Here is a 15,188-nt window from a genome sequence, read left to right as displayed (position 1 = left end):
ACGGCGAAGCACCTCTCCCGGAGCGCAGTCATGCAGCACGCTCCGCACGGTACAGGACCCGCACCCCGGGCTCACCCACGGCGTCTATCTCCGGGGCGAGCACCTCGGCGACGCGTCGGGATCCGTCCGCCCGACGCTCGCAGTGAACGACCAGATCGACGCTGCGCGAGATCGCCGGTGCGACGAATCCCCGATCCACGTTCCGCCCCGCCAGCAGGGTGAGCGACATCAGCTTGTCCAGTGCCTCGGCGGCGTTGTTGGCGTGAATGGTCGCGGCGCAGGGCACGCCTGTGTTCAGTGCGAGGACCAGGTCCAGCGCCTCGGCATCCCGCACCTCCCCCACGACAAGCCGATCCGGCCGCATGCGGAGAGCTTCCTTCACGAGCCGGCGCAGCGGGATCTCGCCGGTGCCCTCCAACGAGGGCTGCCTGCCCTGCATCGCCACGACGTCCACGGCGTCGACCGCGAGTTCGAACGTCTCCTCCACGGTGATCACCCGGTGTGCGGGTGGTTCGGCAGCGATCAACGCACTCAGCATCGTGGTCTTGCCGGCGTGAGTGGCACCGGACACCAGGACGCTGGCCCCCTGCGTCATCGCTTGCGTCAGGTTGTAGGCGAGTGAGCGCGGCAGCGCTCCCGCCTCGACCAGCCCATCGAGATCACGGAATCGGGAGAGGAACTTCCTGATGTTCACGGTCCAGTGCGCGCGGACCACGTCGGGAATGACGACGTGAACCCGCGAGCCGTCCGGGAGCGAGGCATCGACGAACGGTTGACTCAGATCCACGCGACGGCCGGTGGCGTTCAGCATGCGCTCCACGATCGAGCGCACCTCGTCCTCGGTGAGCACCAGCGGCAGCCGGAGCGGAAGCCCGTCCCGAGCGGCGAAGATCCGATCCGGAGCGTTGATCCAGATCTCTTCTATCGAGTCATCGGCCAGATACGGCTCCAGCGCGCCGAACCCGGCGACGGATGCGAGCACCTGCGCGAGGCAGTGCGCCTCGTCGTCGATCACGCCGTCTCCTCGCGCGAGGGCGCGATCGTTGTGACGACGGATCTCCGTCCGCGCCACCTGCCGAGCCCGCTCGCGGTCTTGTGCGGGATCGATGCGCTCCTCCCGCAGGCGGTCGCGCACGCGTTCGGTGACCTCGGAGAAGACGAAGGGGGCGGACGGCATGCGGACATCCTGACCGCAGCCGCCCAGCGACCGCCGCGCTTGTCCACAGTCCCCCGGGCGGTGCAGTCACCCATTCATGGCAGGATCACAGCTTCTCCCCCGGCACTTCCCCAGAGTGGGAACGGGGCGGAAAGCATAGAATCGAATTCGCGCGGGTGTGGTGGAACTGGCAGACACGCAGGATTTAGGTTCCTGTGCCTCAGGGCGTGTGGGTTCAAGTCCCACCACCCGCACGGCCAGACGGCCTTTCTTGCCGCCAGACCAGAACAGGAATCCGCCAGTGCATCAGCTCGGACTCATCCCGTGGCTCGACCCACAGGTCATCATCGAGGCCGCCGGACCGTGGGCATTGCTCGTGGTGTGCGCGATCATCTTCGCGGAGACGGGTCTGCTCATCGGATTCCTCCTTCCCGGTGACACGCTCCTGATCATCTCCGGACTGCTCACCCACACCAACAACGTCTTCGGTCTGAACATCTGGTGGGTCAGCCTGCTGATCGGTGTCGCCGCGTTCATCGGTGGTGAGGTCGGGTACTACATCGGCCACAAGGGCGGCCCCGCAATCTTCGAGAAGAAGGACTCGGGCCTGTTCAGCACACAGAACGTCGCCCGCACCAATGCCTTCTTCGAGCGCTTCGGCCCGATCACGGTGATCCTGGCGCGCTTCGTGCCGATCGTCCGCACGTTCGCACCGGTGGCCGCCGGTGTCGGTCACATGCCGTGGAAGCGGTACAGCCTCTACAACCTGATCGGCGCCATCCTGTGGGGCTTCGGCCTCACCTTCGTCGGCTACCTCATCGCCTACATCCCGTGGGTCGCGGACTTCGTCACCCAGTACATCGACGTCATCCTGATCGCCGCGGTCGCGGGATCGGCCCTGGTGACCCTGGTGCACTACCTCAACGAGCGCCGGAAGGTCTCTCGCGAAAAGGCCGCCACCGCCTCCGAGGAGCCCACGCTCTGACGCGTGAAATGAATGATGCCCTGCCGGATCCGGCAGGGCATCATTCATTCACCCCGCGGCGGCCTCGTCACCCGCTTTGTCCGTGCGCGCGGCGCGAGAGCGCTCCACGCTGGCCCGCAGCGCGTCCATGAGATCGATGACCTCCGCTCCCCCGGTCTCGCCCCGCGGACCGAAGGTCTCCTCGGTGTCGACGGCGTCGCCGCGCTCGAGCTTCGCATCGATCAGCGTGCGCAGCTGCGTCTGGTACTCGTCGGTGAACGCCGCCGGATCGAAATCGGACGCGTACGTCTCCACCAGGGCCGCAGACAGCTCCAGCTCCTTCTCCGACACCGGCTCGGCGTCGGTGAGCGAGGCGAACGACGGCTCACGCACCTCGTCAGCCCACAGCAGCGTCTGGAGCACGAGCACATCGCCACGGACGCGCAGCGCCGCCAGGCGGGTCTTCTGCCGGAGGGTGAAGCGCACGATCGCGGTGCGATCACTGCGCTCCAGCGTCTCGCGCAACAGCAGATAGGCCTTCGGCGACTTGCTGTCCGGCTCCAGGTAGTACGGCTTATCGAGCAGGATCGGATCGATCTGGGTGTTCGGGACGAACTCCACCACCTCGATCTCGCGGCTGCGCTCCGCCGGCAGCGCATCCAGGTCGCTCTTGGTCAGGATCACCGTCTGCTCACCGTTGTCGTAGGCACGATCGATGTCGGAGAAGGGCACGACCTCGCCATCCAGCTCGCAGATGCGCTGGTAGCGGATTCGCCCGCCGTCCGCGTTGTGCACCTGGTGCAGGGAGACATCGTGGTCCTCCGTGGCGGAGTAGACCTTGACCGGGACGTTGACGAGGCCGAAGGTGACGGCACCCTTCCAGATGGAGCGCATGGCCTCAGTACACACCACCGCGATGCCCCTCTGCCACCCCGAGGCCGAATGCGCGCCGGACCCGCGGACCGAACGATCGATGACCTAACCTGACCAGGTGGCAGAGGCATCGGTGAACGTGCAGGTGGAGGGGCGCTCCCTGCGCCTCAGCCACCTCGACAAGGTGCTGTACCCGGAGACCGGAACCACCAAGGCCGAGCTGATCGACTACTACGCGCGCATCGCGCCGGCGCTGCTCCCACACGTCCTCGGCCGCCCGGTGACGCGCAAGCGCTGGCCGGACGGTGTCGGCACCGCGGCATCGCCCGAGGAGCCGTTCTTCGCCAAGCAGCTGGAACCCGGCGCGCCGTCGTGGATCCCTCGCAGCGGCATCGACCACAGCACCGGGACCAAGGACTACCCGCTGGTCACCGATGCCGCGACGCTGGTGTACTTCGCCCAGTCTGCCAGCCTCGAGCTGCACGTACCGCAGTGGCGCTTCGGCCCCCAGGGCGAGCCGGCGTTCCCCGATCGTCTCGTGCTCGATCTCGACCCGGGCGACGGAGCCGGACTCGCCCAGTGCGCCGAAGTGGCCTTCCTCGCCCGCGACCTGCTGCGGGGCATGGGGCTAGAACCCTTCGCACTCACCAGCGGCGGCTCCGGCATCCACCTCTATGCGCACCTCGACGGCACAGCATCGTCCGAGCAGACCAGCGCCGTGGCGAAAGCCCTCGCGCGCGCTCTGGAGCAGGATAGGCCCGATCTGGTGGTGAGCGGCATGGCGAAAGCGGCGCGAGTGGGTCGCGTGCTGATCGACTGGAGCCAGAACAACGGCAAGAAGACCACGATCGCCCCGTACTCCCTCCGGGGTCGCCTGCGCCCCACGGTCGCGGCACCGCGCACCTGGGAGGAGCTCGGGGCGACGGGGCTGCGCCAGCTCGAGTTCACCGAGGTCCTGGATCGGGTGGCGGATCAGGGCGATCTACTGGCGGCGCTCGATCCGGCACCTGGCCTCCTCGCGTCCTACCTCGCCAAGCGCACCCGTCCGACGCCGGAGCCCCTGCCCACGTCGCCCGATGCCCTTCCCACGGCGAGCCGGCGCTTCGTCATCCAGGAGCACCACGCCTCACACCTGCATTACGATCTGCGCCTGGAACACGACGGGGTGCTGGTGAGCTGGGCCGTCCCGAAGGGGCTGCCCCAGACCAGCGAGCAGAACGTGCTGGCGGTGCAGACCGAGAACCACCCGATCGCGTACCTGGGCTTCGCCGGGACGATCCCCGCGGGCGCCTACGGCGCCGGAACGATGTCCATCTGGGACAGCGGGGCGTACGATCTGGAGAAGTGGCGCGCCGACGAGATCATCGTGACCCTCCGCGGCAGTGGCCCGGCGAACGATGTGCGCATCGCGCTGCTTCGCACCGACGGCAGCGGCGAGAAGTCGACGTGGCTGCTGCACCGCACTCGCTCCGCGGTACAGACCACGAGATACGCGCCGGCGCCTGCCCCCACGGGCTTCACGGCGCCGATGCTCGCGGTAGGCAGCACGTCTCCCCTTGCGACAGCCGCTGCACGCCGCTGGGGATCGTGGGTGGAGTTCAAATGGGACGGGGTGCGTGTCATCGGCGTGTGGTCGCAGTCGCGGTTGCGCCTGTTCTCGCGCACGGGAGCGGACATCACCGCCCGCTACCCCGAGGTCGCCGCCGAGGGATCCGCACGGTTCGCCGCTGCCAGCGCGATCGTCGACGGCGAGATCGTCGCCCTGGACGCGAGTGGACGACCGGATTTCCCGCGCCTGCAGAATCGGATGCACCTCAGCAAGGCGTTCGAGATCGAGAGCGAAGCCGCACGCACCCCGGTGTCGTACTTCCTCTTCGACGCGCTGCACGCCGACGAAGACCTCACCTCCCGTCCGCTTCGCGACCGCCGCAGGGCGCTGGAGCGCATCGCGGCGGATGCGGGGGCGGCCATCGTCGTCCCGCCCGTGTTCGACGATGTCGCGGCCACCCTCGAGGCCGCGTCCGAGCGCAGCCTGGAAGGCATCATGGTGAAGGATCCTGCCTCGCCCTATCGACCGGGCGTGCGTAGCGAGTCCTGGCTGAAGGTGAAGATCACCGCAACGCAGGACGTGGTCATCGGCGGAGTCCGCCCCGGCAAGGGCAACCGCACCGGCGCGATCGGCTCCCTGCTGATGGGCGTGTGGCAGAGCGACGGCACGCTGCACTACGCGGGGCGTGTCGGCACCGGATTCAGCGAGGAGGCTGCAGCCGCGCTCCTGCGCCGCCTCGTGCCTCTGGGAATCGCGGAGCCACCCTTCAGCGACGTCCCGGCTGCGGACGCGTCCGACGCCATCTGGGTCAGTCCCGAGCTGGTGGGCGAGGTCGAGTTCGCCGACTGGAGTCCGAACGGGCACCTCCGCCACGCGCGCTGGCGCGGCCTGCGCCCCGACGTCGACCCCGCCTCGGTGGTCCGGGAGACCTGAGGACTCCCGGACCGTCTCAGCGGTGGACGACGTCGTCGTGCTCGGCGTGACCGTCGGGTTCAAGCTGGAAGGTGGAGTGCTCCACATCGAAGTGCTGCGACAGACAGCCCTGCAGATCGGCGAGCATCCGTGCACTTCCCCCATCGCTCAGCACATCGGCGTCCACGACGACGTGTGCAGTGAACACCGGCGCACCCCGCGTCAGCTGCCACACGTGCACGTCGTGCACGGCGCGCACGCCCGGGTAGCCCAGGATGTGCGTGCGGATGTCGGGGATATCGGTGCCCTTCGGTGCCGATTCCGCCAGCACGGAGATCACTTCGCGCAGCAGCGTGAACACGCGCGGCAGGATCATCGCGGCGATGAACAGTGAGGCGATGGCATCGGCACGCACCCAGCCGGTGGTGAGGATCACGATGGCGGCGATGATGACTCCGACCGACCCGATCAGATCACCCATCACCTCCAGGTATGCCCCGCGGACGTTGATCGACTTCTTCTGCGCCGCCGACAGCAGCCACATCGAGACGGCATTGGCCAGGGCACCGGCCACCGCGATCACGAGCATCAGCCCGCCCTGCACCTCCGCCTCGCCCGGGTTGATCAGGCGCTGGACGCCTTCGACGCCCACGGTGATGGCCAGCACTCCCAGGATGACGGCGTTGATCAGCGCACCCAGCACCTCGGCGCGCTGATAGCCGAACGTGCGTCGATCGTCCGCCGGACGGGCGGCGACCGCGCTGGCGATCAGCGCGATCACCAGTGCCGACGCGTCCGTGAACATGTGGGCGGCGTCCGCGAGCAGCGCCAGCGAGCCCGAGAGGATGGCTCCGATGACCTGTACGACCATGACGGTCGAGGTGATGGTCAGCGAGATCGCCAGCAGGCGGCGATTGGCCGCTCCCCGGATTCCGGTGGACGGTGCGTGATCGTGCATGCCTCCAGGCTAGGCGGGCCGCACGGGTGCGCGGGGCCGTTTCGCCTAGTCGGGAATGAGGACGATTATCAGCGTCAGAGCGCGGCGAGAAGCGGCTGCAGCGCCACGAAGGCTCGCGCCCGATGCGACTGCGCGTTCTTCTCCTCGGGGCTCAGCTCCGCCGCGGAACGGGTGCCCGGCGTGCCGTCCGCATTCTCGGGGAGGAACACCGGGTCATAACCGAAGCCATTCTCACCGCTCTCCACCGTCGCCAGGCGCCCGGGCCAGATGCCCTCGACCGTGTGCTCGTCGCCGCCGGGCGTGACGAGGGCGATCACCGAGGTGAAGAACGCGGTGCGGTGCTCGGGGGCGAGATCGCTGAGCTGATCGAGCAGCAGGCGCCGGTTCGCGATGTCGTCCTTCTGGTGCCCGGCCCAGTACGCGGAAAAGACGCCGGGAGCGGCGCCCAGGACCGACACGGTCAGGCCGGAATCGTCGGCGAGGGCGGGCAGGCCCGTGTGCGCGGCGGCGGCCCGTGCCTTGATCAGTGCGTTCTGGGCGAAGGTCGTGCCGTCTTCCACGGGCTCGGGTCCGTCGTACGCCACGACGGTGAGGTCGGGGCGGACCGCCGCGACGATGGCCTGGAACTCAGCCACCTTGTGCGCGTTGTGGGTGGCGAGGACGACGCGATCGACGCTCACGCCAGGACCGCCGTCTGGATGTCGCGCAGGTTCGCGCAGCCCGCGACGCCCAAGTCGAGCAGCGCGTCGACCTCGCGCTTGTCGAAGGGAGCACCCTCTGCGGTGCCCTGCACCTCGACGAACAGTCCGCGACCGGTCACCACGACGTTCATGTCCGTCTCCGCGCGGACGTCCTCGACATAGGCCAGGTCGAGCATCGGCGTGCCATCGATGATGCCGACAGACACCGCGGAGACCGAGTCGATCAGCGGCTGCGCTTTCTGCCCGATGAACTTCTTCTCGCGCCCCCACTCGATGGCGTCCGCGAGCGCAACGTAGGCGCCCGTGATGGCGGCCGTCCGGGTGCCGCCGTCGGCCTGGAGCACGTCGCAGTCGATGACGAGGGTGTTCTCCCCGAGCGCCTTGGTGTCGACCACCGCACGCAGTGCGCGCCCGATGAGACGGGAGATCTCGTGCGTGCGTCCGCCGACACGGCCCTTCACGCTCTCACGGTCGTTACGGCTGTTCGTGGCGCGCGGCAGCATCGCGTACTCGGCCGTGACCCACCCCTTGCCCTTGCCGGTCAGCCAGCGAGGAACGCCGTTGGTGAACGACGCCGTGCACAGCACACGCGTGCCGCCGAAGCTCACCAGCGCCGACCCCTCGGCGTGGGCGCTCCAGCCGCGCTCGATGGTGACGGGGCGGAGCTGGTCGGTGGCGCGGCCGTCGGCGCGAACGATCTCGGTCATGGGTCTGCGTCCTCTCGAAGGGATGGGATGCCGCTCAGCCGCCGGGCGGGCGAGTCAGCTGTTCTGGGGAAGGCGGATGGCGGCGGTGTTCACGAGCTGGACCCGATTGACCTCGGCTCCCATCAGACGCCGCGCCAGCGCGACGAACTCGGCTTCGCTGGTGCCCGTCGCCTCGTACGTGCGCGTCGGCTGGGACTGCGGGGAAGCAAGCTCGCCGCGCGTGACCAGCGTGCGATAGACGTCGTTCGCGGTCTCCACATCGCTGGAGACGAGGGAGACTTCGGGGCCCATCACGTAGCTGATGGCGCCTTTGAGGAACGGATAGTGCGTGCACCCGAGCACCAGGGTGTCGATGCCGGCGTCACGCAGCGGAGCCAGATACTCCTCCGCCACGCGAAGCAGCTCAGGCGAACTCGTGATCCCGGCCTCCACGAACTCGACGAAACGCGGGCACGCCTGAGCGAACACGGTCAGGCGGGAGTCCACGCCCAGCATGTCCTGATAGACGCCGGATGACACCGTTCCGGCGGTGCCGATGACGCCCACCCGCCCGTTGCGCGTGGTGGCGATCGCCGTGCGCACAGCGGGGTTGATGACCTCGATCACCGGAATGTCGTAACGCTCGCGTGCGTCACGCAGCACGGCCGCCGACGCGGTGTTGCAGGCGATCACGAGCATCTTGACGCCCTGATCGACCAGTGTGTCCAGCACTTCGAGGGAGAACTGACGTACCTCGGCGATCGGGCGCGGACCGTAGGGAGTGCGGGCGGTGTCGCCGATGTACACGAACGATTCGTTCGGCAGCTGGTCCCCGATCGCACGAGCGACCGTGAGCCCGCCCACGCCGGAGTCGAAGATCCCGATCGGTGCGTCAGACATGATGGGTCCAGCCTACGCCGCCGCATGCATCACCCGCGTCGCGCGGCACGGCTCGTCGCTGCGCCCTCGGAGGGTGCGGCTCGGTGGGCGCTGTGCGCGCGAGTAGGATTCCGAGCATGACCGGCTCCTCCGCGCTGCTGACAGACCGATATGAACTCACCATGCTGGATGCGGCACTGCGTGATGGCACCGCCCACCGCAACTGCGTGTTCGAGTTGTTCTCTCGCAGATTGAGTGGCGGGCGGCGGTTCGGCGTGGTGGCCGGCACGGGACGTCTGCTCTCCCTGCTGCGTGATTTCCGCTTCGGCGATGACGAGCTGCGCTACCTCACCGACAACCAGGTCGTCAGCCCCGAGACCCTGCGCTACCTGGCCGGCTACCGCTTCAGCGGGTCGATCACCGGCTATCGGGAGGGAGAGCTCTACTTCCCCGGCTCGCCGATCCTCACCGTCGAAGGCACCTTCGCTGAGGCCGTGATCCTGGAGACCCTGGCCCTCAGCGTCCTCAACCACGACTCTGCCGTTGCCACGGCCGCGGCGCGCATGTCGGTCGCGGCTGGAGATCGCCCCCTCGCGGAGATGGGCGCGCGCCGCGCGGCGGAGGAGTCCGCGGTGGCGGCCTCGCGCGCCGCCTACATCGCAGGGTTCGGAGCCACCAGCAATCTGGAGGCCGGACGCCGCTGGGGCATTCCGACGATGGGCACCGCCGCCCATGCCTGGACCCTGCTGCACGACACCGAGGAGCAGGCCTTCCGCTCCCAGATCGAGGCGTCTGGCGTCGGGACGACCCTTCTGGTAGACACCTACGACATCACCGCGGGCGTGGATCTCGCGATCCGCGTGGCCGGTACCGGACTCGGCGGCGTGCGCATCGACTCCGGTGACCTCCCCATTGTCGCCGCGGAGGTCCGTGCCCAGCTGGACGCTCTCGGTGCCGTCGACACGCGGATCACCGTGACGAGCGATCTCGACGAGTACGCGATCGCCGCTCTGGCCGTATCACCCGTTGACGCCTACGGCGTGGGCACCTCGGTGGTCACCGGCTCCGGCTATCCCACCGCCAGCATGGTCTACAAGCTGGTGGCACGTCAGGGTGATGACGGCGGATGGGTGGCGGTGGCCAAGAAGAGCGCGGACAAGGCCTCCACCGGTGGTCGCAAGGCCGCGTTCCGCCGCCTGGAGCGCGGGAAGGCCACCACCGAGCTCGTGGTGGTCTCCGACGGGTTCGAACCGGTCGAGACGGCGAGCGCGCATCCGGATTCCCGAGCCCTGCAGGTACGTCTGGTCGATCACGGCGACATCGACGCGTCGTTCGAAGGACCGGCGGGAACTGCGGCTGCCCGGGAACACCACGCGATGGTGCGCGAGGAACTGCCGGTACGCGGGCTTGCGCTCAGCAAGTCCGATCCGATCATCCCGACAGTCTTCGAGGACGCGCAGTAGCCCTCCAGCTATGACGAACGGCCCGCCGGATCCGGCGGGCCGTTCGCGCGAGTTAGCTCATGAGCGACTCGTACACCTTCTTGCAGTCGGGGCATACCGGGAACTTCTCCGGGTCCCGGCTCGGCACCCACTTCTTTCCGCACAGCGCGCGAATCGGCTTGCCGGTCAGAGCCGACTCGAGGATCTTCTCCTTCTTCGCGTAGTGCGAGAAGCGCTCATGATCTCCCGGCTCGATGTGCTCCTCACGCAGGAGCTCTTCGAGTTCGCGGTCGAGGGTGGCGATGCCGCCCTGGTCGGGGTGATCCAGCGGAGTGCTCATGGGCCCATCGTACCGCCCGCATCACGGAGCGGGACGATCGTCTGGTGATTCCGCGGACTCAGATCGCCTCAGCGAACTCCATGATGCGCGAGCCGTGACGCTCGAACAGGAACGCCCCGAGAGCGACGCCCACGGCGAGCACGCCGATGCCCATGCCGAGCCCGATCCACAGCGCGTCGAGAGCTGCGGGCAGGTCCGCATCGACCGCGCGCAGAGCGGCGACGAGCGCGGGAATGCTGAGCAGGATCGCGCCGATCAGCACCAGGGCCTGAGCGCCGATTCCCGAGCCCGCTCGCTGCGGCTGCTGGAACGGGCTGTCGCCCGGGCGAGTGACCGGGTAGGGCGATACGACCGAGGAGATGGAGGAGAGGCCGAGGCCGGTGAGGAACAGGCACAGGGCCACGCCCACCAGCGCTGGAAGCATCGACCACCGGCCGTAGAGCGCGATCGACACCGTGATCGCCACAGCGAGAAGCGGCACGGCGATGAGGACGATGGGCACGAGGCGCCCGATCCGATCGGCGAGACCCCGGACGCCGCTGACGATGTGCAGCCAGATCGCGGTCGAGTCGTACGCGATGTCGTTGTGGGGCATCCATCCGAGGAACAGCGCCATGATCGGCACCGGCACCAGGGCCACGACCTGCGGCGGCACCCCCGCGACCAGCAGCGGCAGGGCCGCGATCACGGAGGCGATGGGTACGACCGCCACATTCACGATGTAGCGGCGATCCCGCGTCCAGTAGACGAGTGACCGCGCGGCGACGGCGCCGATCGCGTTGCCTGGAAGCACGCTGAACCAGCCGAGGCCCCGCTCGCGACCGGTCTGCGGGCGCTCCGTCGTGGTGAGGGCGTGCCGGACCACGAGGAACCAGGCACCGACCAGCACCACGAGGGTGCCGGCAGTGATCAGAATGCTCGCCGTTAGAGCGCTGTCACCACGCAGGACATGGCCGGCGATCCCCCAGGGTGCACCGAACGGGGTATTGGAGAGGATTTCCGTGAGGGTCACGAGCTGGCTCGGGACGACACCCCGCCACTGCAGCGAGGCGAGGAACACGGCAACCGGAACGATCACGATGACCAGCGCCAGCACGAGCAGGCCCGTCATCTCGCGGCTGCGCCGGTCGCGTCCGAACCGTGCCGCCACCGCCATGCTCAGCCGCGACACCACCAGGCAGGCGAGAAAGGCGAGGAGAAGTGAGACGATCGCGATGCCGGCGGGCACACCCTGGCTCGTCCACATGATCATGAGCGAGACGGCGACCGCGAGAAGTGCGAGCGAGGGCAGCGAGACCAGCATGCCCAGCAGGAGCGCCCCCGCGAGCGGGAGCGGCGACATGCCGAACACGGCGAAGCGCCGCGGAGCCAGCTGGTCCTCGACTCCCGCCACCGCGGGGCCGACCGCCGCACCGAAGGCGAGGGCGGACCCGGCCAGGACGGACACCACATGCGCGACGGCACCACTGTCGGCACGAAGAGACAGGATCGCCGTGCAGACCGCCGCCGTTGCGGCGATCAGCAGAAGGGCGCCGATGACGTTGCGGGTGCTCTGCGCCCGGTCCCCGCGGACCGCGCCGAACAGCAGCGCGAGCCTCAGTCGGAGAACGTGTGCAACCACTCCAGCCCCTCCACCTCGGTGAGCCCGCCGGAGAGCTCCACGAACCGCTGCTCAAGGGTCAGATCGCCCCGGACTTCCTCGACGGTGCCCTCCGCCAGCACCTGGCCGGAAACGACAACGGCCACGCGCGAGCAGACCCGCTCCACGAGCTCCATGGTGTGGCTGGACAGGATGACGGTGCCGCCACCCGCGACGTACTGCGACAGGATCTCCAGGATCACCGCCGCGGAAACGGGATCGACGGCTTCGAACGGCTCATCGAGCACGAGGAGGCGCGGGCTGTGGATCATCGCGCCCGCGAGCATGACCTTTTTGGTCATGCCGGCCGAGTAGTCCGACACCGCACGCCCGAGCGCATCCGTCAGGTCGAAGGCACGGGCGAGATCGGCGGTCCGCTTGTCGACCACTCCCGGCTTCAGGCCCCGGAGCAGTCCGTAGTAGTGCAGCAGCTGACGACCGGTGAGGCGATCGAACGTGCGGAAGCGATCGGGCAGCACGCCGATGAGCTTCTTCGCCGCCCGCGCACGCTGGCGTGCGTCGATGCCGGCCACGGTGATGCTCCCCCGATCGGGACGCAGCAGACCGGAGATCATGGACAGGGTCGTGGTCTTTCCCGCGCCGTTCGGTCCGACGATGCCGTAGAAGCTGCCCGTCGGCACGGTCAGGTCGATCTCGTCGACGGCGTGGGTACCGCCGAAGTCCTTCACCAGCCCGCGTGCCACCAGGACCGCGCTGGCGGGGTCCACGGGCTCGGCGGACTCGGTAACCGCGGCGGGGCGACTCCGCGGCGACGCACCGACGAGCGGCGCGAGCAGATGCGCCTCGGGATGGGCCGATGCCGGGGACGCATCGTGCGCTGCCTCATCGGCGGTGCTTCCCGGCGCCGTGGCGTCGCTCGCGACATCGCCGTCCTTCTCGGAACCGGCGTCGGTGTCGGTGTCGGTGTCGGGATCGAGACCGAGTAGTTCGTTCAGGTCCGCGTCGCCGTCCGTGGGAGCGGGATCCTCCTCGGAAACGGCATCCACCTCCGGAGCGGTCTTCGCGCCGTCCCGAGCGGGAGCGACGTGCTCCGCGCCCTCGTCCTCCGCATCTGCGCCCTGCGTATCTTCGCCCTGCGCATCGCCGGGGAGATCCGCGGTGGATACGTCAGGATCAGGCCCATCGTCGGCCTCAGCAGCGTCCGTCAGGGCATCGGCAAGAGATCGTGTGCCGCCGCTGGCCACCGCATCGGCATCCGCCGGGGCGTCGATCACGCTCGTCACAGCGTCACCGCCGGGTGAGGGTTCACCGGAGGGCGCGTCGACCGTCTCCGTCGCGGCAGCGCCGTCCGCGGTCTCGGCCGCCTCATTCGTCACGTCAGTGGTCCCCCTGTCCGAACCGACGCCCGTGATGACGGCGTCTTCGGACGATGCTACGGAATCCACAGCTTCCGGGCCACCGCCACCGGCTGCCGCGTCTGGTGCGGAGCGCGCGGCAGATGATCGGGGCGCAGTCTTCTTCGCCGGCTGGCGCGTCGTCCGGGACGAGGAAGACGCGCTGCCGGACTTCGCGGTGCCGGCTGCCGTCTTGCGGGCGGCGGGACGCCGCGGAGCTGTGATCGTGTTGTCGTCATCCACCTCGGCCTCCGCCGCACGGGAGCGTGGCGTCGCCTTCGACGCGGCTCGTGCGGACGCGGACCCGGGTCGCTTCGCCGGCTCAGGCTTCACCGCGGTCTTTCCCGTGGCGGTCTTCGCCGTGGCGGTCTCTCCCGCGGCTGGCTTTCCCGCGGCTGGCTTTCCCGCGGCTGGCTTTCCCGTGGCCGTCTTCGCCGTGGCGGTCTTTGCCGTAGCGCTCTTTGCCGTAGGGCTCTTTCCTGCGGCCGTCTTTCCCGAAGCCGTCTTTCCCGAAGCCGTCTTTCCCGTGGCCGACGTCGTGCGCGCCGACGGCTTCGCCTCCGGACCCTCTTCGTCGACGGGCTGCGCGGTCGCCGCCTTCCCGGCTCGTGCAGATGCGGAGCCCGTAGACGTGGTCGCGGTGCGCGAACGGGGGCTCGCCTTCTTTGCCCCCGGTCGTTTCGCCCCGGTCCCCGCCGTACGCGCCGCGGGCGTTCCTGCCGAAGCCGCCGTGGGCTTCACCGGGGCGCCCTGGGGGTCATCGACATCGTCAGGGGAATTGGGCGCCGTGCTCATCGTCTCAACGTATCAACCGGATCCTGACCGTTCCCGAGCTCGGCGGCGTTGTGTGGAATTGGGGTCGAAGTCGTGAGGAATTGGGGTCAGGGAGCCGCCGTGAGCGCCGTTCGCCGCCCCCGGGAGACGAGACAGGGCGGCTTCACAGCCACAACGCGCGGAATCTTAGTACCATGGTCCAGACACGAGGGTGTGTCCTGCCGGTGAACCGGCGGTGAACACCGTATCGAGGAGCGATAAGAGCGTGAAGATTCAGACTGTCATTCTGGCTGCCGGCATGGGTTCGCGTCTCGGTCGTTCGCTGCCGAAGCCGCTGACCGAGCTGTCCGACGGCCGCAGCATCATGCAGCAGCAGCACGACAACATCCGTGCCGCCTTCGGTTCCGCCGCTCGCATCACGACCGTGGTCGGCTACCGTGCCGAGACCATCGTCGAGGCGTTCCCGCAGGCCGACTACGTGCACAACGATCGTTACGACCAGACCAACACCTCCAAGAGCCTGCTGCGTGCCCTGCAGGCCACCGGCAAGTCCGGCGTGCTCTGGATGAACGGTGACGTTGTCTTCGATCCGCGCGTGCTGGGCCGCGCGATCTCGCTCATCGAGCGGGAGCAGTCGTTCGTCACCGTCAATACCTCCAAGGTCAGCGACGAAGAGGTCAAGTACACCCTCTCCGCCGACGGCGCCATCGCTGAACTCTCGAAGACCGTTCGTGGTGGCGTGGGCGAGGCCGTCGGCATCAACTACATCTCGGCAGCGGACAAGAAGGCGTTCATCCGCCAGCTCACGCGCGTCGACGACCAGGACTACTTCGAGCGCGGCCTGGAACTGGCCATCGCCGAGGACGGTATCCGCGTCGAGGCCATGGACATCTCCGACCTCTACGCGGTGGAGGTCGACTTCGCCGAGGATCTCGAGCGGGCGAACCTCTTCGTCTGACA

13 protein-coding genes and 1 tRNA gene are annotated in these 15,188 nt (G+C 68.6%); 5 read left to right on the top strand and 9 right to left on the bottom strand.

Annotation, left to right across the window (positions count from 1 at the left end):
* Positions 1 to 28: 28 nt before the first annotated feature.
* Entirely contained in the window at positions 29 to 1,177 is a 1,149-nt protein-coding gene (locus tag ACIQJ5_RS05725) for a CpaF family protein (protein ID WP_402841737.1), read from the bottom strand.
* Between the two features lie 151 nt (positions 1,178 to 1,328).
* Between ACIQJ5_RS05725 and ACIQJ5_RS05720 the strand changes: the two genes are divergently transcribed.
* Together ACIQJ5_RS05720 and ACIQJ5_RS05715 are read left to right on the top strand one after the other, a co-directional pair.
* Positions 1,329 to 1,410, top strand: a tRNA-Leu gene (locus tag ACIQJ5_RS05720).
* A gap of 47 nt (positions 1,411 to 1,457) precedes the next feature.
* The gene (locus ACIQJ5_RS05715; RefSeq protein ID WP_402841734.1) at positions 1,458 to 2,141 is read left to right on the top strand and encodes a DedA family protein; all 684 of its coding nucleotides are present in this window, start codon (positions 1,458 to 1,460) and stop codon (positions 2,139 to 2,141) included.
* Between the two features lie 48 nt (positions 2,142 to 2,189).
* On the opposite strand, the gene ACIQJ5_RS05710 is transcribed toward ACIQJ5_RS05715, so the two are convergent.
* Positions 2,190 to 3,014, bottom strand: coding sequence for a Ku protein (locus ACIQJ5_RS05710; protein ID WP_231089707.1), 825 nt, complete (start codon positions 3,012 to 3,014; stop codon positions 2,190 to 2,192).
* 97 nt (positions 3,015 to 3,111) lie between these two features.
* On the opposite strand from ACIQJ5_RS05710, the gene ligD reads away from it, so the two are divergent.
* Complete coding sequence (ligD, locus tag ACIQJ5_RS05705) at positions 3,112 to 5,475, top strand: non-homologous end-joining DNA ligase (protein ID WP_402841731.1); 2,364 nt, start codon at positions 3,112 to 3,114, stop codon at positions 5,473 to 5,475.
* A 16-nt stretch (positions 5,476 to 5,491) separates the two neighbouring features.
* Here the strand turns inward: ligD and ACIQJ5_RS05700 are convergent, their stop codons facing one another.
* The 4 genes from ACIQJ5_RS05700 to murI form a co-directional block, all read right to left on the bottom strand.
* Positions 5,492 to 6,412, bottom strand: coding sequence for a cation diffusion facilitator family transporter (locus ACIQJ5_RS05700; protein ID WP_231089705.1), 921 nt, complete (start codon positions 6,410 to 6,412; stop codon positions 5,492 to 5,494).
* A 74-nt stretch (positions 6,413 to 6,486) separates the two neighbouring features.
* Entirely contained in the window at positions 6,487 to 7,092 is a 606-nt protein-coding gene (rdgB, locus tag ACIQJ5_RS05695; RefSeq protein ID WP_231089704.1) for an RdgB/HAM1 family non-canonical purine NTP pyrophosphatase, read from the bottom strand.
* Positions 7,089 to 7,820: a ribonuclease PH gene (gene rph, locus ACIQJ5_RS05690; protein ID WP_402841727.1), complete on the bottom strand. Its 732-nt coding sequence runs from the start codon at positions 7,818 to 7,820 to the stop codon at positions 7,089 to 7,091. Before rph ends, rdgB begins: the two co-directional genes overlap by 4 nt.
* Before the next feature lie 54 nt (positions 7,821 to 7,874).
* Positions 7,875 to 8,699: a glutamate racemase gene (gene murI, locus ACIQJ5_RS05685; RefSeq protein WP_231089702.1), complete on the bottom strand. Its 825-nt coding sequence runs from the start codon at positions 8,697 to 8,699 to the stop codon at positions 7,875 to 7,877.
* Between the two features lie 116 nt (positions 8,700 to 8,815).
* On the opposite strand from murI, the gene ACIQJ5_RS05680 reads away from it, so the two are divergent.
* The gene (locus ACIQJ5_RS05680; RefSeq protein ID WP_402841723.1) at positions 8,816 to 10,141 is read left to right on the top strand and encodes a nicotinate phosphoribosyltransferase; all 1,326 of its coding nucleotides are present in this window, start codon (positions 8,816 to 8,818) and stop codon (positions 10,139 to 10,141) included.
* 52 nt (positions 10,142 to 10,193) lie between these two features.
* Here the strand turns inward: ACIQJ5_RS05680 and ACIQJ5_RS05675 are convergent, their stop codons facing one another.
* Genes ACIQJ5_RS05675 through ACIQJ5_RS05665 form a run of 3 tightly spaced genes read right to left on the bottom strand, consistent with a single transcriptional unit; the run spans position 10,194 to position 14,249 of the window.
* The gene (locus tag ACIQJ5_RS05675) at positions 10,194 to 10,460 is read right to left on the bottom strand and encodes a DUF3039 domain-containing protein (RefSeq protein WP_231089700.1); all 267 of its coding nucleotides are present in this window, start codon (positions 10,458 to 10,460) and stop codon (positions 10,194 to 10,196) included.
* Between the two features lie 58 nt (positions 10,461 to 10,518).
* On the bottom strand, positions 10,519 to 12,081 hold the full coding sequence (locus tag ACIQJ5_RS05670; protein ID WP_402841719.1) for a hypothetical protein: 1,563 nt from the start codon (positions 12,079 to 12,081) through the stop codon (positions 10,519 to 10,521).
* Complete coding sequence (locus ACIQJ5_RS05665; RefSeq protein ID WP_402841716.1) at positions 12,057 to 14,249, bottom strand: ATP-binding cassette domain-containing protein; 2,193 nt, start codon at positions 14,247 to 14,249, stop codon at positions 12,057 to 12,059. The genes ACIQJ5_RS05670 and ACIQJ5_RS05665 overlap by 25 nt, the downstream gene beginning before the upstream one ends.
* A 244-nt stretch (positions 14,250 to 14,493) precedes the next feature.
* On the opposite strand from ACIQJ5_RS05665, the gene ACIQJ5_RS05660 reads away from it, so the two are divergent.
* A complete protein-coding gene (locus ACIQJ5_RS05660; protein ID WP_402841713.1) occupies positions 14,494 to 15,186 on the top strand; it encodes an NTP transferase domain-containing protein in 693 nt (230 codons plus the stop codon).
* Positions 15,187 to 15,188 lie beyond the last annotated feature (2 nt).

The sequence above is a fragment of the Microbacterium sp. GXS0129 genome (genome assembly GCF_044769785.1).
In the GTDB taxonomy this organism is placed as follows: domain Bacteria; phylum Actinomycetota; class Actinomycetes; order Actinomycetales; family Microbacteriaceae; genus Microbacterium; species Microbacterium nymphoidis.
The sequence above is the reverse complement of the archived record's forward strand: the minus strand, read 5'-3'. Positions and strand labels throughout refer to the sequence as shown.